Origin of the sequence: Lysinibacillus sp. NPDC058147, assembly GCF_042884205.1 — a bacterium.
Lineage (GTDB): Bacteria > Bacillota > Bacilli > Bacillales_A > Planococcaceae > Lysinibacillus.
In genome coordinates, this window is the sequence record NZ_JBHVUJ010000002.1 from 522,746 (window position 1) to 538,800 (window position 16,055).

13 protein-coding genes and 1 riboswitch are annotated in these 16,055 nt (G+C 33.1%); of the genes, 2 read left to right on the forward strand and 11 right to left on the reverse strand.

All coding sequences use genetic code 11. From position 1 onward, the window contains the following. Positions 1–32: 32 nt before the first annotated feature. Entirely contained in the window at positions 33–803 is a 771-nt protein-coding gene (locus ACFVT8_RS07955) for a hypothetical protein (protein ID WP_387083076.1), read from the reverse strand. Between the two features lie 245 nt (positions 804–1,048). Continuing rightward, positions 1,049–1,232, reverse strand: a riboswitch (cobalamin riboswitch). Between the two features lie 199 nt (positions 1,233–1,431). Then, positions 1,432–1,554 carry a hypothetical protein gene (locus tag ACFVT8_RS07960; RefSeq protein ID WP_387083077.1) on the reverse strand — a complete coding sequence of 41 codons (123 nt, stop codon included), beginning with the start codon at positions 1,552–1,554 and terminating at the stop codon, positions 1,432–1,434. 334 nt (positions 1,555–1,888) lie between these two features. Here ACFVT8_RS07960 and ACFVT8_RS07965 point away from each other — a divergent pair, with 334 nt between their 5' ends. Further along, on the forward strand, positions 1,889–2,317 hold the full coding sequence (locus tag ACFVT8_RS07965) for a hypothetical protein (protein ID WP_387083078.1): 429 nt from the start codon (positions 1,889–1,891) through the stop codon (positions 2,315–2,317). Positions 2,318–2,557: 240 nt separating this feature from the next. Here the strand turns inward: ACFVT8_RS07965 and ACFVT8_RS07970 are convergent, their stop codons facing one another. The 7 genes from ACFVT8_RS07970 to ACFVT8_RS08000 all read right to left on the reverse strand — a co-directional run bounded on the left by ACFVT8_RS07970 (position 2,558) and on the right by ACFVT8_RS08000 (position 11,041). Continuing rightward, the gene (locus tag ACFVT8_RS07970) at positions 2,558–4,027 is read right to left on the reverse strand and encodes an amidase family protein (protein ID WP_387083079.1); all 1,470 of its coding nucleotides are present in this window, start codon (positions 4,025–4,027) and stop codon (positions 2,558–2,560) included. A gap of 391 nt (positions 4,028–4,418) precedes the next feature. After that, complete coding sequence (locus ACFVT8_RS07975; RefSeq protein WP_387083080.1) at positions 4,419–5,678, reverse strand: MFS transporter; 1,260 nt, start codon at positions 5,676–5,678, stop codon at positions 4,419–4,421. Positions 5,679–5,776: 98 nt separating this feature from the next. Continuing rightward, positions 5,777–7,033: an aKG-HExxH-type peptide beta-hydroxylase gene (locus tag ACFVT8_RS07980; protein ID WP_387083081.1), complete on the reverse strand. Its 1,257-nt coding sequence runs from the start codon at positions 7,031–7,033 to the stop codon at positions 5,777–5,779. 17 nt (positions 7,034–7,050) lie between these two features. Beyond that, entirely contained in the window at positions 7,051–7,575 is a 525-nt protein-coding gene (locus tag ACFVT8_RS07985; protein ID WP_387083082.1) for a hypothetical protein, read from the reverse strand. 14 nt (positions 7,576–7,589) lie between these two features. Continuing rightward, entirely contained in the window at positions 7,590–8,840 is a 1,251-nt protein-coding gene (locus ACFVT8_RS07990; RefSeq protein WP_387083083.1) for a M16 family metallopeptidase, read from the reverse strand. Between the two features lie 82 nt (positions 8,841–8,922). Further along, complete coding sequence (locus tag ACFVT8_RS07995) at positions 8,923–9,090, reverse strand: hypothetical protein (RefSeq protein WP_387083084.1); 168 nt, start codon at positions 9,088–9,090, stop codon at positions 8,923–8,925. Positions 9,091–9,106: 16 nt separating this feature from the next. Next, positions 9,107–11,041 (reverse strand): RiPP maturation radical SAM C-methyltransferase, encoded by a 1,935-nt coding sequence (locus tag ACFVT8_RS08000; RefSeq protein ID WP_387083085.1) that lies wholly within the window; start codon positions 11,039–11,041, stop codon positions 9,107–9,109. A 1,110-nt stretch (positions 11,042–12,151) separates the two neighbouring features. Between ACFVT8_RS08000 and ACFVT8_RS08005 the strand changes: the two genes are divergently transcribed. Then, a complete protein-coding gene (locus ACFVT8_RS08005) occupies positions 12,152–12,583 on the forward strand; it encodes a DUF4181 domain-containing protein (protein ID WP_387083086.1) in 432 nt (143 codons plus the stop codon). 119 nt (positions 12,584–12,702) lie between these two features. Here the strand turns inward: ACFVT8_RS08005 and ACFVT8_RS08010 are convergent, their stop codons facing one another. Both ACFVT8_RS08010 and aspA read right to left on the reverse strand, forming a co-directional pair. Next, complete coding sequence (locus ACFVT8_RS08010; RefSeq protein ID WP_387083087.1) at positions 12,703–13,953, reverse strand: methyl-accepting chemotaxis protein; 1,251 nt, start codon at positions 13,951–13,953, stop codon at positions 12,703–12,705. Between the two features lie 408 nt (positions 13,954–14,361). After that, entirely contained in the window at positions 14,362–15,780 is a 1,419-nt protein-coding gene (gene aspA, locus ACFVT8_RS08015) for an aspartate ammonia-lyase (protein WP_387083088.1), read from the reverse strand. Positions 15,781–16,055 lie beyond the last annotated feature (275 nt).

The following is a 16,055-nucleotide window of genomic DNA, read 5'->3' on the forward strand; positions in this document are numbered from 1 at the left end:
AGGGTATTCATCTTCATCCCGCTCGAATATTTTTATAAAACTTGTACTGTTTTCTGTGCTTGTTTAAAAATGGGATATGAAGGCTCCACTACACTGTAATTATGAGAATTTGAGAAATCAATTAAAATCTTGCCCGGCCGGCTTCTCAAAAGTTGCAAATTATCAATTAATTCAAGCAATAGTTCATGACCGTTACCTCGTGGATGCCAGTTTAAATGATAATCATTAAGTTCCTTCACACCTTCTATAAATTGATGATACTCTCGCTCTACAAAATTAATCAGTCGTTTGTCTTTATGAGCTACCTGAGATAAATCCACTAAATATATTTCATAAAAACGCATTACGATCGAGCACAATAAATCATTGACCCGAGCAGCACTTAATATTGGCTTAGGAGCCTGAGAAAGTCGCTCTAAATTTGGTTTTGCACGAGTTGAATCAATGCGTGTAATTAAATGATAGTGCTCACCATTCACCTCATACACAATCGGATTTGTCGGCATATACATCATAAAACCATTTGTTTTTGTTTTAAGTTGATCTGTAATATCGGCCTTTGCAAAAAGATGTCCATTAATATTTTCATTTTGAATCCAAATAATATCTTTGTTATATAAAATTTGCTCAAATAATCGTTCATTACTAATAAGATTGCTAGCTATTAATTGATCAACAAGTGATTCTATAACCATTCTTGTTGTAGCTTTCTTAGTAACTTCAGTGCGTGGCTGCTTACAAATTTTCATATCTAAATCTAAATTCTGCGATTTTTGTGCTGTATATACATGAATATTCGTCATACTGCATCCTCTTTTCGTACATATTTTCAAAACGGAAGTCATCAGTAAAAAAAGGATTTCCTATTTAAGCGAGGAAATCCTTCAATTTATCTTTTTCGTTCATCATATAATGTCAAACAATGCCCGAATATGGGGAAATTAGCCTGATAGCCAATACCTTCATTTATTCTGGGCGTTTGACGTACAGTGACGAACAGAGCATTCTGTTTTGTCAACATGCCACCTCCTATTCCTCGTAGGGTTATGGTGTGTACTCATAATAGGCAGGTATCCTGACTTATGGTCATCGCTACTTTTCGCCTTCCCATCGTTAAACAGTGGTCTATGAAAAGTCACTCACATTTACAGTTGCGGGACAGTGTCGGATTTGCACCGACTTCCCTTTTAAGTAAATTGCACGCAATTTACACCTATTACTTCACGCTATTCAGTTGTCAAAGGAATCTAGTATACTCTACATTCCTTTTGGATTAATTAAAACCAATTGTATAGGAGTGTATTTCCAAAGTCAAATAACACAATATATTCCAGTTACTTATTCTTTTTCTTCATGTTATCTTCTTTCCTATAATGCGTAAATACTGCTAAATCACACGCATCTTCTAGTAAATAATTCTGTTACATTCGATTACGGACGAGCACGGACGAGCTTTATCACACTTACTTCACGAACATTGTAACGTAAATCACCGCCAACCTTAGTCGTAAAAATCACAACTCTTTTTCTCATAGCTATTACGATTGAGCTCACTTGTTCTTCCGTTAAATTATATGTTGCCCTAACATTGCGTTAAAATGTTTTCTTTATGCCACACTATAATTACTTCGCTTCATTGGATTCCATATGACCTCCAATTCCACCTAAAAATTCAAAACTAAAGATTTTTATAAAGGCGAAATGAAGGGGCTAAACTCCCCTACTATCTGTACACGAACAATATCCCGTTTTCGGACCTCTTTAATAATATTTAATGGAATAATAATCCTGTTTACCTTGTTAAGAATATAACGATAAAATATTATAGTGTCAGATTTTAATCTAGCTACAAGCAAATATTTAATAGATATACATAGGAAGTGAACAATTGTATTACTTTATACTCGTTTTAGGATTTTTATTTGTTATCATGTCAGTTATAGTTTTTATTTTTATGTATGTCGAGAAAGAATATCCGTTTTTAAATGTAGTTAAGACTGTTTTTGGATTTTTATTTGGTATTTTTTTGTTAGTAGTTACTCTACCAAGTCTAAAATATTTTATTCAAAAAGATTATGATGTTATTAGTGGGAATTGTACGATTGAAGTTTCTTCATCCGGGCGCTCTGCAGAAGCAACCTTTAACATGATTGATACCAATGAACAATATTACTTTTCGGAAATCCCTTCACTTGATGCTTATGGTAAGTCAATTCCTTACTATTGTAAGGTGACAGTTACAAAAGACCATATCTTTGAAATCGGTTATGAAATTTATGATGTTAAATCACGAAAATTAATATTAAAAAATGACTAGAGACGTTTGTAGCCGCCTCTAGTTTTATTTTGGTCAATGTTGCAACAAATACCGTTTTTCATTAACTGATTTAGTCTCTACTGTTGACGGGATTGTGTGCGTTTACTCGCGTTGTTCGGGCGGTAAAGTGGCGATTTGGTAGAGCTTGTTGCCAAAAGGAAATTTACGGTGAATACCCATAGGCAGGTATTCTTTCTAATGATCGTCACTACATTTCTCCTTACCACTTCCCAGAGAATCTTAATACAACTTCGGAGCTTTTCGTAATTTAGTTGCTTGTTCAAATGAAAATGCAAGTTTTATAAGTACATCTTCACTAAATGCAGTTCCTGCGAAAGTTATGCCAAACGGCCTCCCATTTTCCATATACCCTGCTGGGACGGCAATAGACGGATATCCAGCTTTCGCACTAATTGTCGAACCTATATAGGATGGAAAGATAATCGCATCTAAGTCATATTTTTTTAATGTATAGTCGATTCCTTGTTCTTGAGAAAAATACAAATCCTCTAGTTTTGCAATTAAATAGTCAGAATCTCTTAACGTGTTTGGTAAATTCTCTCTCGATTCTAATTTATCTTGCCCATATTTTAACGACTTTCCTTTTGATCGTTTATTGAATTGAATTAACTCAGAGATAGAATGCATAGGCATGTGGGAAGGCAGATTGACTAGGAAATTATTTAAACTATGCTTTAATTCGTATTGCATCACTCCCCATTTCCAGTCTCGATGAAAAGAAGGGATTTCAATGCCTTCAATAGTAACGGCTCCTTGCTCTTTTAAAATCTGAATTGCATTATGAAAAAGTGCTTCATCATATTCCCCTGAGTCATAATAAGCTTTTGAGGCATTATTATAAACACCAATTCTAGCGCCATTTAATCCTGTTGCATCTAAAAAAGGGGTGTAATCCTTATACAACCTTCTTTCACTTTTATATGTAGCGACGTCGTCTTGATCTACTCCTGTTAATACTCCCAATAAAATAGCTGCATCTGTTACTGTTCTAGCCATTGGCCCTGCTGTGTCTTGAGAGTATGTAAACGGAATAATGCCTTGTCGACTAATGAGCCCAATAGTCGGTTTTAAGCCGACTACTGAATTTTGAATTGCAGGACTTAAAATTGAGGCGTCTGTTTCAGTCCCAATTGATAAAACAGAAAAGTTCGATGCAACTGCTACTGCTGATCCTGAGCTAGATCCTCCCACAAAAAGTTCTGGATCACCATAAGGATTAAGTGTTTGTCCACCTCGAGAACTATAGCCTGCCCACATCGTACTCGACATACCGTTTGCTAATTCAGTCATATTTGTTTTCCCTAAAATAACTGCCCCTGCTTCACGGAGCTTTTTTACTAGAAATGCATCTTGCTTAGCTAAATAATTTTCCAGTGCTAGTACGCCTGCACTAGTATGCATAAAATCTTTCGTTTCGATATTGTCTTTTAAAACTACTGGAATTCCGTGTAGAGGCCCTCTAGCCCCTTTTGTTAGTCTTTCCTCATCTAATGCTTCAGCAATAAAGATTGCCTCAGGATTAATTTCAAGAATAGAATTAATTTTCTGTCCGCCTTGATCATACTTAGCAATTCTGTGTAAATAATACATAGTTAATTCTTTTGACGTTATATCACCTTGTACCATAGCTGTCTGAATATCGATTACTGACAATTCTTCTTTAAGAAAACTATTAAAATTTATGCCCATTCATGTTCCACTACCCTTCTTTATGAGATTTTCAATTGGAATTTAGGAGGTTATTATACTGTTGAAATGGAACCATCAATTTATTTAATACAGATAGCAAAAACATGAAAATGAATAATAAGTACTAAATGTAGGTTCTCTTCAAGAGTACGTTAGCGATTAGGAAATTACAAACATTTATTCCATTATAACTTAAAAAATAATATAAGTAGGTGAAACACTATTTCTTAAGCAACTGCGTTGAAGACTGAATTCCAAAAAAAATAGGCTACCTTTCGTTACGAGAATTCATAAGAAAGATAGTCTAATGAAGGTGATTTATGGGTGCACCGTTATGGCTATTTTAAAAAGCTATTCTTTACTACTGCCACGTAAAAAGAATTGTGAACTATTAATTGCTGTCCTTACGAATCGCAGGATCTAAAACCATAAGCAAAACAACAATACCTCCAAATATTGCTATTCCTAAAAATAGATTACTGATTGAAAAATGCACCAAAAGGGTTCCGGTTAACAATAAAGAAATTGGTTTACTTGATTCGAGTAATACACGCATCGTACTTTGCGATCTACCAAGCACTTCTCTAGGTACTTTAATCATAAATAAAGTTTGTAAGACAATACTTGCAGAAATACTTCCTAGACCTACAATAGATACTAATAGTGTTACTACCACAATATTGTCTACAAAAGCAAGGGCAGCAAATGCACCTAATAATAAAGTTAAACCCACTATCATTGGTATTATTTTTTTTGTTTTACTAAAGAAGTTTATAGCAATAGAGCCGATTAGTATGCCTATTGCGAAAGCTATCTGTACAATGGCTAACTCAGAGGCGTTTTTCACAAACATTGGGAATAGTATTGACACTGGAGCTAACATAAAATTAATTAATACTAAGTAAATTATCATGCCTCTTAATATAGGAACAGAAATAATTGTTTTTAGTCCTGTTTTTAAATCAACAGAAAAGTTCTTGATATTTAATTTTGTTTCAGATTTTTCTGTTAAGGATTTTTGCTTAATGAGAGCGATACATATCAAAGAAATAAAAAACGTTGCTGCGTTAAATATAAAGGCAGTTGAAAGGCTATAAACTATTAGAACTCCAGCTATAGCTGGCGCTAACAATCCAACTATTGTTTGAATTGTTGCAGAAAGGCTCTGAGCACGAGCCATCAAATGGTCTGGAACAATTTTTCTAATTGCAACTGTTTTGGCAGGAGAGAAAAAGGCATTAAATGAGGAAGTTATAATTGTTGCAACAATTAACATCCATGGACTTAAATAACTCCCGATTAATAGTAAAGCTATCAATAATATTACAAGTCCACGAAAAATATCTGCGATAAGCATGTATTTTTTTTGATTTCCTCTATCAACCAATACTCCAGCGAATATACCAAAAATTATAGTAGGTATAATCTCTGCTGCTAATACGAAAGACATTAGTATAGCAGAGCCTGTTAATACTTTCATGGTCCATATTAAGGTTAAAGCGTATACACCATCTCCTATTGCAGAAACAAGCTGACCAACTATTAACAAACTATAATTTTTAATCGCAAAAAGGGCTTTATAACTGTCTTTTTTTTCATCACAATCAACGATGTCTTTACTTAATTTTGATTCAAGGGCTGTTTTAGACATTAATTACCCCCTATAAAAATATTACTTTGTAACAATCATTATCTACCTAAAAGACTCAAGTTTTAGACGTATAATTTTAAAACATTTTAATTCACATCTTATGTTGTTTCTTCTAATTTTTTGTTCTTATAAACAATGCTTCGTGCCTCGTTAAAAATATGTTCACCAATCGGGCTTAATTTACCTGATTGGGAAATTACCGCCATACCTTGTTCTAACTGTTGTAATACTAGTTCTAGTCTTTCTGAAATACTTGCTACAGGATACATCTTGTATAGTCTCTCTAACCACATAGCTACTCGAGTAAATGCAAAAACACCATGAAATACTCCTTTCATTGGCCGAGGATCTTCACGCCATGGGGAGTTGAATTTCTCTGTATGTTCATTTAATACAACTGGATCAATTACAAAGAGTTGTTCTAATCTGGAATGGGCACATTCATGTACAATATTTTCGGTAACCCACAAAAAATCATTAGGATGATGAGACAGGAAAATAGCATCTGGGAGTAGATTTGCAGTAAAACCACCAAAAGCATCTGTATCCATAATTGCTATTAATTTGATATGGCTAGTTATCTCCTTATAATACTCTGGCCAAATTTCTGCTATTAATTCTAGACATGATTTATAATACAAGTGGTCATTCAAAGTAAAATCAATATTACTTATCAAATTATCTTCATTACTTTTTCTTACATTTAAAACTCTAAAATTATTTGTTAAGCATTTACTAATTAGAGGATCAGAAAAAGTAAGCGAAATGCCGTCTATTGTATTTATACTGTTTTTTTCAACAGAAAATTCTGAATTCTTTAAAAAAGAAGAACTAGATTTATTGATTAGAATTTCTGCAACAATTTCTGTACCTTTGCTAAAGGTAATTTTATTTTCATGGGTTGAAATAAAGTGAAAAGTATTTTTTTCTGGTGTTTTTATTACGTAGTTTAATCCTGGAATTTCAATTACACCATCAGAAGAACTTAGAATAGCTGTCTTTATTTCTATCCCATTTTTTGCACACGGTAAAATAAAGTAGCTAATGAATTTTTGAATATTTCCAGAAGTCATTAACTTGTTAATTAAGTCTGTTTCATCTAATTTATAACTCAAACCATTTGAAACATATGTTGTTAGATCGATAGCAAAATAGTTTAAACCAGGACTATAGATGGAAGTCAAAAAAGCTTGATTATTTAAACTTTCTTTCAAAATTGTCAGAACGTCTACTGAGACTTCACCGGATTTTTCTATTGCATTAAATATATTATTAATCCTTTGATAAAAAGGTCTTAAACTTAACTTATATATTTGATCATTCTCCATATGAGAAGGTTGTAAAAAAGTTAACATTTTCCTCACCTCAATTTTTAATTTTGAAACAATGCTACTGTAAATGTATATGGATCATCTTCAATTTCTTGATGTGAATCAATTTCAGCTTCAAGTTCACGAAGCTTAAGTATATATTCTTTTACTTTTGTTTTAGGAATTCTAGCTTTAACTAATGAAAACTCAGCTGGCGCTTGATCTGTAACTGCATTTACCATTCCGTTTTGTACTTCATCAATCATAAAATTAATCATTTTTATTTTTTCCATTTCATCCGAATTCTTACTACTTAATCGGATGCTAAAAGAATTAACATCAGCTTTATAAGCATTTTCTACAAAATCTTCTTTTGATTTAGTACAATCAACAAAAATCAAGTCATTTTTTTCCAACATTTGTATAATATAATTTACTTTCGCCAAAGGTATACCTGTTTGTTTTGAAACTTCTGTTGCTGTTTTTGAAACGTTAGACAAGATACTTAAAACTTCCATACCCCCAGCATGTAATATAGCATCAAGAAATTCCATTTTGTTATTTCCAAAATCCGCTGAATTTAACATAGTTTCACCTCTTTCTAAAGTAAGGATATTAATGACTCAGCATTTGTGCCTACTGCAGATAATGCCATATTAGATTCGTCACACATCTCATTAGCAATTTCACGCACATCTTCCTGAGTTATACTCATAAGCTCAAAGACTTCATTATCTACAAAAAAATCTTGATTGTATAATGCATATCTTCCTGTAGTATTAAGATGCCTAACAGAATCATTCGGAATTTGTAAAGTTGATGTAATACGCGAAGCTCGTGCACGCTCAAGCTCCTCAATAGTTACCCCCTTTTCCTGAATATCTTTAACTATCTCCATTACTACATTAAAACATTCATCTAATTTTTCCTTCTGACAATTAAGATCAATTGCCAAATAACCACCCAGTCCATAACTTAGTGAATAAGAATATATTGAATAAACAAGCTCTCTTTTTTCTCTAAGTTCTAAAAATAATCGTGATTTTAATCCATCGCCTAAAATGTCGGATAAAATTGCCATTGCATATTTTTTACGCGATCGAAAGGATGGGCCAACAAATGAAACGGTTAAATTAACTCTATCAGAATTCCCAATACCTGTAACACTAGGTGATACTTCAAGCATTGGTAGCGGGTTACTAACTTTATTATTTTTCCAAAAATCAAATTCTGTAGCTATTTTATTTATTATTTCATCTGGATCCACATCCCCTTGGATCACCATAAGTGTGTTACTTGGAGTATAGTATTTTTCAAATCTGCTCTCGATATCCTCTTTAGTAAATCTAGATATATTTTCTTGATTTCCTATAACGAATAAACCTAATGAACGCTCTCCCCATAATGTACGCTCTGAAAGCTCTGTTTTAACTTTAGATGAAGCAAAATATGTATCGGCTTCTTGCAAGATAATAGCTCTTTCATGTTTAATTCGTTCTTCAGGAACATCTCTGAATTTAACAATATTTGACAACGCTTTAATTATGTCGTTACCATAGATAGTTTGAGATGTAATACAACATCTTGTCATCTCTTTTCCAGTATAAGCTTCATATCTAGCACCATTATCCAATAAGTCTCCAACCATCTGCTTAGCTGTAACATTCATATTTTCATGACTAAAAGCCATGTGCTCTATAAAATGAGATATCCCATTATTATGAATAGTTTCATCTTTAGAGCCGTGATTTACAAACATGCCAACTGACAAATTTCGCGATTGTTTAGTTTTTCTAACTACAACCTTCATACAATTTTCAAGCATGGCTTTAGAAATGGACTCGTAATACAAGATACCCCTCCTATATAATGAATATTATTTGAATTCAAGAAAGGGAACTTGTTCCCTTTCTACGAACTCAAATATGTAGTACTTAAACGCTAACTGAGATAGAAACTACAATTCCTTGTTCTCCTGCCGCAATTTCATCAGTAGCTTTTTCAATTTCCTCAACTAATTGAGAATTGTTAATAATAACTTCACCATCATTATTAACTTTAAAAACATCTGGTGTTAACATAATTTGCTTTTTTTCTGCCATGGTCATTCACCTCCTTTCAATTAAATACGGCTTCTTTAGAAACATCCTTGCGCTTATTCTCATTCCATTCTTTTATTCTAATAAGCGAAGCTTTTTTAGGACTATAAATATTTGTATTCAAAACAATATTAATCAATTTTCCATCTTCCTCTAAAACAATTCCTTTATTTATAAAATCTAGAATTATACTATTTAAATCCTCAATAGTAACTGAATAGCCAGCGCTGATTACTTCTTTATGAACACGTGTTATAGTAGATATACCATCTAATGCAAGTAACATTTGACGTTGTTCATCTTTAAGTACATAAGTTTGAATATTATTTTTTCCTCTAAGATCCATGATTATTAACTGGTAGCTATTATCAACATAAAACAAATCGCTATATGGATGAATTTCTGTCCAATCTAATACAGCTCTTCTCATACTGACTGTATACTCTTCTGGATTACAAGGATTTGAATAGTCAAAATCAAAATGGTAAGCTAAATTGTCAAGTCCAGATTGATCTATCTGACTATAAATATATTTATATGGCCACATTGCTCTAACATTTGTTATTCCATTTTCTTTAGAGTTATTAAAATATGGACTAAATCGATCCAATCGAATCTTTGATACACCACCAGGAGGAGTTAAATGTTGGATTTTCTCAATAATTTTATGAATACTCTTATATTCCTCCTGGTTTTCTCCAGGAAAACCATACAATATATTCCATATCGGAAAAATACCATATTCTCTAGACCATTTTAAAAGTTGAATATTCTGTAACATCGAAATGCCTTTGTTCATAAGCTTTAATACCGATGTTTGCAAACTTTCTATTCCAGGTTGAATAGTTTTGAAATTTGCATCTCTAAAAAGTTCGATTTGACTTTTCTTTAGATTCGCCTTAGTCTCATAAAACATATCTAGATTGATATCTTCATCTTTTAATGATGGTAATAAACTTTTGAAATAGTTCATATCGATTATATTATCAACAGCAGTTGCTTTAGATGTATACTTCTTATACCTTTTACTTTGTAGCATTAATTCTTCTAAGACTCTCTCTGCAGATTTACTTCTAAAATTTAAATTCGTCCCATTTAGACCACAAAAAACACAATGGTGTTTTTGCCCCCACCAACACCCTCTTGATGATTCAAATAGAAAACGAGCATATTGTACTTGATCTTTATATCTATATGAAACAAACTGTTCAAAATAATCTGAATATTCAGGTATCGGCAATTGATCTAAATTCATTACTGACTGTGAACTTGGACGTTTTTTATTTTTCATAATATATTCTTTATCCTTTTGCAAAAAAACCCCATCTATATCATTAGGGATTAATCCGTTTTCATTCCATTCTGAGATAAAGTTAACAAATGAATAATCTCCTTCACCTGAGCAGATTGCATCGATAAACGAAAATTGTCTAAGAAGCTCCATCCCCATTGTTTCTTCACAATTCGCCCCACCAAACATAATAAATTTATCAGGATATTTTTCCTTTAATCTCTTAGCAAAGCTCAGTGATGCTACATTCTGTTCAAAAACGCTAGTAAAACCTATAATATTGTAATCATCCCAATCTATTTCTTCTAAACAAGAAAGAAGAAACCCTTCTACATAGGATCTAACAGTTCTAATTAATTCAAAATCTTCATTTTTGTTTTGCTTAAATTTAACTTTTGCTTCTTCAATGTATAAGTCTAATGTATCTTCACCAAATAATGACTCAGAAAAAACAATTTCTCCCGCTAATGCATTACTAGAAAATACACTTCCCTCAGAAATAGAATTATATGATTCTGTAGAAATTAATTCTGCAAACTTCAAATTTAAGTAGTGTATATCACAATTAATATTTTTTCTCTTTAATCCTGCTTTAAGTAAACTTAAACCGATTGATGGTCTATATATCGAAGCGAATGGCATGTTAATAAGTGCTACTTTCATAATATTCCTCCTATATATATCGAATTTTATGAGATTTATACTATAAATTATAATTTTCTTGATCTAAATAGTTATCGACTTCCACACATAATCATTTTAATGAACTACAATGAAATTCATTACACTTTACTTAATTACTAAATAAAATACATTTTATTCCACTAATGGTAAAATTATTATATATTCAGTATTTTTCATTTGCAATACTTATTTTAAGTAAAAAATAATTAAAATATTTTACGTAAACCTCTTCATCAGATATTACGAAGTTCTTGTTAAAAAAGCTTTTTGTTTCTCTATCAGCAGAAGAAATATGTAAATTGCATCCAATATATTCTATAATATGTAATTTTGTTGGTAAATATTCACGATTACTCACTAGTAATTATTTTTATCACTGTAGTCAAGTCATCATGGCATGCTGTGCGCTTAATTCTTTTTTTATTCTTGTTCTTCTATCAGAAGCTCTAAAGTACATCACTGGGAATAGGATCTGAAATGCTTCAAGTATTTTTAAATGTAAATACTTAGAAAACAAAAGAGAAGCTGTTGCTACTATCGCCGAAATAACGTTTATGATTTGCATGTATTTTTGATGATAAAAACGGATTTTTTCTGCTTTTTTAAATTTAATTTTGAAGCTACCTCAGACTCCCGCAGTCGGATAAGTCTGCATGCTAACTCAAAGCTCGGCATGTAGTTAACGTATAAACATAAATGTTAAACTGCCCCTCAAATATTAATCTAATGGCTAGTGTATGCATATCCGGCACTTCCGTTTGTTGCACACTCTCCAATTAATTACCAAATAATAAGCTGCTGTGCTACACTTTCTATACAGATAAAATTTTCAGTTAGTTTAGAAATGGGTGGGAATGGAATCATATGAAGAAGCTTAGAGGATTTTGGGGTATTACAATGTGCATATATGGCGTGTCTTTATATATCAAATATTTTCAAAAAGTCAGTGAAGGATGGAATATAACCCTTCATGTTTTATCAGGGAGTTTGTGTATTATAGGAATTTCATTGATTGTTCAAGCAATAAGAGTACATAAATAATCTGGCGCTACTATCTCAAGAAATTATCAGGTTGAGAGGTGAACGAAATTGAATACTATTAATATCGAATTTGGAACGCTAATGCTTTTTCTAATGGTGCTTGTTTTAATATTTAATATTTTTGGATTTGTCATTAGAAAGCTGTTAGGTGTCAAAAGAAAGAAATGGTTTTCTTATAATCACATTAACGAAAGGCATAAAAAACTAGATTGGTCTATAAGAATAATATTTTTGAGTTTATTTTTAATTAGTTCGTATTATATGATTGATAACGCTACATTCGGAATTCCTTGGTATTTCGAAACATGGTTTATCTTAATTGTTTTTTTAATAACAACTGAATTGTTACGAACATTTATGGAATGGAAATACGCGGAAAATAAAAGAGATTTTATTGCTACTTTCGTTGAAATGGTGTTTATGGTTAGCATAGTATTTTTGACGATAACAATGGATTTTTTCGGCTTATTTAATGTTTAATTTCGAAGTTATTAAACGATTTGGTAACATCGGTTTTGATATAAAATAACAAAGGCTATTTCGCAGAAAATTTATTCCTGCAAAATAGCCTTTGTTTAATGAGTAGTATATTTCTTCAATTATTGTCCACTAAATCTTTGCGTAAGCTTTTGTAAATTTTCAGCTTGTACACATAAGTCTTCCGACACTACCATGTTGACCGCCTGCATAGAAGCACTTTGCTCATCAACTGCCTGCAGAATGACCTCAGTATTATTAGATAATTTATCCATTCCGGTTGCGATTGTTGATACTAATTTTGTCACCTCATTCGAGCTACTTGAAAGCTCTTCTGCCGTTGCAGAAATATCCTCTAGCTGGTTCGTCATTTTACTAACATGCTGAGAGATCGTACCAAACGACTTTGTAGCCTCATCTATGACATAGACGCCTTGTTGAACGTTTTTCAAGTCCTCTTCGACAGCGGAAGCTACTTGTTTTGTATCACTTTCAATGCCAACTACCAGCTCGACAATTTGAATAGCCGAATGCTTAGATTGCTCTGCCAATTTCCGAACTTCCTCCGCTACAACGGCAAAGCCTTTACCATGCTCTCCAGCACGTACCGCTTCAATCGCTGCATTTAATGCAAGCAAATTCGTTTGATCCGTAATAGCCGTAATCATATCTGTCATAGATTTGATATCTGTCATTTTTCCAGATAATTGCTGCATTAATTCACTTGTTTTTTCAGTAGAAGTTGAAATGAATTCCATCTGATTTTTAGCCACGTGTAAAATTTCCGCACCGTTGCCTGCAATGTCATTTGCTTCTTTTGCATGATCAAATACATCTTGCGTTGCCACGGTAATACGTTCAATGCCATCAGCAGTTTCCTGCATAGCAATAGCACTTTCATTTGCAGATTGCGCTGCTTTCTTAAGGCCATCAGTCGTATTCTCCATTTGTGAATCAACTTCGTTAACTGCATTTGTAATTTCATTAGTACTTGCTGATAGCTCCTCAATGCTCGTAGATAAATCTGAAGAACTACTTGCAATATTTTGGGTCATCGTATGTAATTGTTCCTTCATCTCTAAAAATGCTTTAGCTAAGTCTGAAATCTCATCATTGGAATTAATTTCAATTGGAGAAGTACGCAAATCTCCATCAGCGATTGCTTGAGCGGATTCTGCTAATTGCCTAATAGGCTTAATAATTTTAAATTTCACATAGAAAATACAAGATAACGTAATTGTTATTCCCATTATTGTTAATAAAGTGGATAGCCATTCTAATGAAGTTAAATTTGCGAGGTCAATAATTAAAATGACACCCATCAGAACATTTAAAGTAGAAAAGCAAATTATACTTCTTTTCCGTAAACTCATACTAAATTCCCCCAACTATTATATTATTCCAATGTAGCTATTATAGTTTAATTCTCCTGAAATTCATAGAAAAAAGCCCAACTTTTGTAAGGATAAAGAAGTACAAAAGCACTTTGTATTAGGGAAAGCGCTTTTGCATTATCGAAAAACTATTGTGCGAAAAGTATGACTCTTTAGTGATTGATTTCCGTTAAGCGTAGCGTCAGCAAAATATAAGCGAAGAAAGCTGCCGCGGAATGAAAAACACACCTGAATCAAATTATACCTCGGCATAATTGCCCCCAGAATCGGCTTTGTACTGCGACCCGCTGGAAGAAGTTAAAGTGCCACAAAATTCACCGAGATTTCTTATGTTATTTTTGAACAACAAAAAAGCACTTTGCCTTAGACAAAGTGCTTCATAATAAATTATTTTAATTTCATAATACTTGATCCGGCAATACCAGGATGTGTCATCTCGTAAGGATCTAGAATTAAATCTAATTGTTCTTTCGTTAGTACGCCTTCTTCAATGCAAAGCTCACGAATTGAACGGCCAGATAAAATTGCTTCACGCGCAATTCGTGCAGCTACCTCATAGCCAATATGTGGGTTCACTGCTGTTAACACACCAACGCTTTTTTCCACATATTCTTTCATGCGGTCTTCGTTTGCTTCAATATCCTTCAAGCAATTTTGTGTAAATGCGCGGAACACATTATTCATAATGCTAATAGATTGAATTAAGTTAAAGACAAGTACAGGCTCCATAACGTTTAATTCTAATTGTCCTGCTTCAGATGCTAAAGAAATCGTATGGTCATTACCAATTACTTGGAATGCCACTTGGTTAAGAACCTCTGGCATAACAGGGTTTACTTTCCCTGGCATAATAGAAGATCCAGGTTGACGAGCTGGTAAAATGATTTCCCCTAATCCAGCACGTGGACCAGATGCCATTAAACGAAGGTCATTAGCGATTTTCGACATATTAATCATACAGATTTTTAATGCGCCTGATACTTCTGTATATGCATCAGTATTTTGTGTTGCATCCACCAGGTGTGTAGCGCCTTTAAGCGGTAGTCCTGAAATTTCGGCAAGATGAACATCAACTGATTGAATATAGTCAGGGAATGCATTTAATCCTGTACCAACAGCTGTTGCTCCCATATTTACATCATATAAATTTGGGCGAGTTTGGCGAATACGAGCAATATCACGAGTGATAACACGGCAATAAGCTTCAAATTCTTGCCCTAATCGAATCGGTACAGCGTCTTGTAAATGCGTACGACCCATTTTAATAACATGCGCGAATTGCTCCGCTTTTTGGTGGAACACCGCTTGCATGTTTTCCATTGTAAGAAGTAGTTCATCTATCAAATTCAACACAGCAATATGTATAGCTGTAGGGAAAGCATCGTTTGTTGATTGTGACATATTAACATGGCTGTTTGGGCTAATTGATTTATAGTCCCCTTTTTCTTTGCCTAAAATCTCTAAGGCACGGTTGGCGATAACCTCGTTGGCATTCATATTAATAGATGTGCCAGCACCGCCTTGGATTGGGTCAACGATAAATTCAGCATCCCACTCGCCATCAATAACTTCTTGTGAAGCCTCGACAATTGCATCTCCGATTTCTTTTGAAAGTAGGTGTACCTCCATATTACTCAAAGCAGCTGCTTTTTTTACAATACCCATTGCTTTAATAAGTGCAGGGTGAATTGAATAACCTGTAATCGGGAAATTTTCAGTTGCACGAAGCGTCTGAATTCCGTAATAAGCATTGCTTGGTAAGGCGCGTTCACCTAAAAAGTCTTTTTCTATACGTTGTGTGGACATAATTGTCGTCTCCTTTTATGTAATCCTCACACTTGATAGTAGCTAATTAATGCCGTATTGTAAACAGTCATTTGTCTGTAAAATGAAAATTTCCGCGAAAAGATATTATTAATCTCTAAAAACCGAGCGCTAATCTGAATCCTTTTACTTTAGTTAGCAGTTTTACTCGTTTTATGTAAGGGTTAAATGTAAAAATAAAGTGTAGAAACAGTAGTTCATCCCTCACTAATTATTAATCTTCACCAATCGGACTATTACAATGCGAGATAAATATT

What these genes read in the sequence shown, in the direction of transcription:
- ACFVT8_RS07975 (WP_387083080.1), bottom strand. Translation starts at nt 5,678, where the DNA reads ATGTCTAAAACAGCCCTTGAATCAAAATTAAGTAAAGACATCGTTGAT.
- ACFVT8_RS07985 (WP_387083082.1), bottom strand. Translation starts at nt 7,575, where the DNA reads ATGTTAAATTCAGCGGATTTTGGAAATAACAAAATGGAATTTCTTGAT.
- ACFVT8_RS08000 (WP_387083085.1), bottom strand. Translation starts at nt 11,041, where the DNA reads ATGAAAGTAGCACTTATTAACATGCCATTCGCTTCGATATATAGACCA.
- ACFVT8_RS07980 (WP_387083081.1), bottom strand. Translation starts at nt 7,033, where the DNA reads ATGTTAACTTTTTTACAACCTTCTCATATGGAGAATGATCAAATATAT.
- aspA (WP_387083088.1), bottom strand. Translation starts at nt 15,780, where the DNA reads ATGTCCACACAACGTATAGAAAAAGACTTTTTAGGTGAACGCGCCTTA.
- ACFVT8_RS08010 (WP_387083087.1), bottom strand. Translation starts at nt 13,953, where the DNA reads ATGAGTTTACGGAAAAGAAGTATAATTTGCTTTTCTACTTTAAATGTT.
- ACFVT8_RS07970 (WP_387083079.1), bottom strand. Translation starts at nt 4,027, where the DNA reads ATGGGCATAAATTTTAATAGTTTTCTTAAAGAAGAATTGTCAGTAATC.
- ACFVT8_RS07995 (WP_387083084.1), bottom strand. Translation starts at nt 9,090, where the DNA reads ATGGCAGAAAAAAAGCAAATTATGTTAACACCAGATGTTTTTAAAGTT.
- ACFVT8_RS07955 (WP_387083076.1), bottom strand. Translation starts at nt 803, where the DNA reads ATGACGAATATTCATGTATATACAGCACAAAAATCGCAGAATTTAGAT.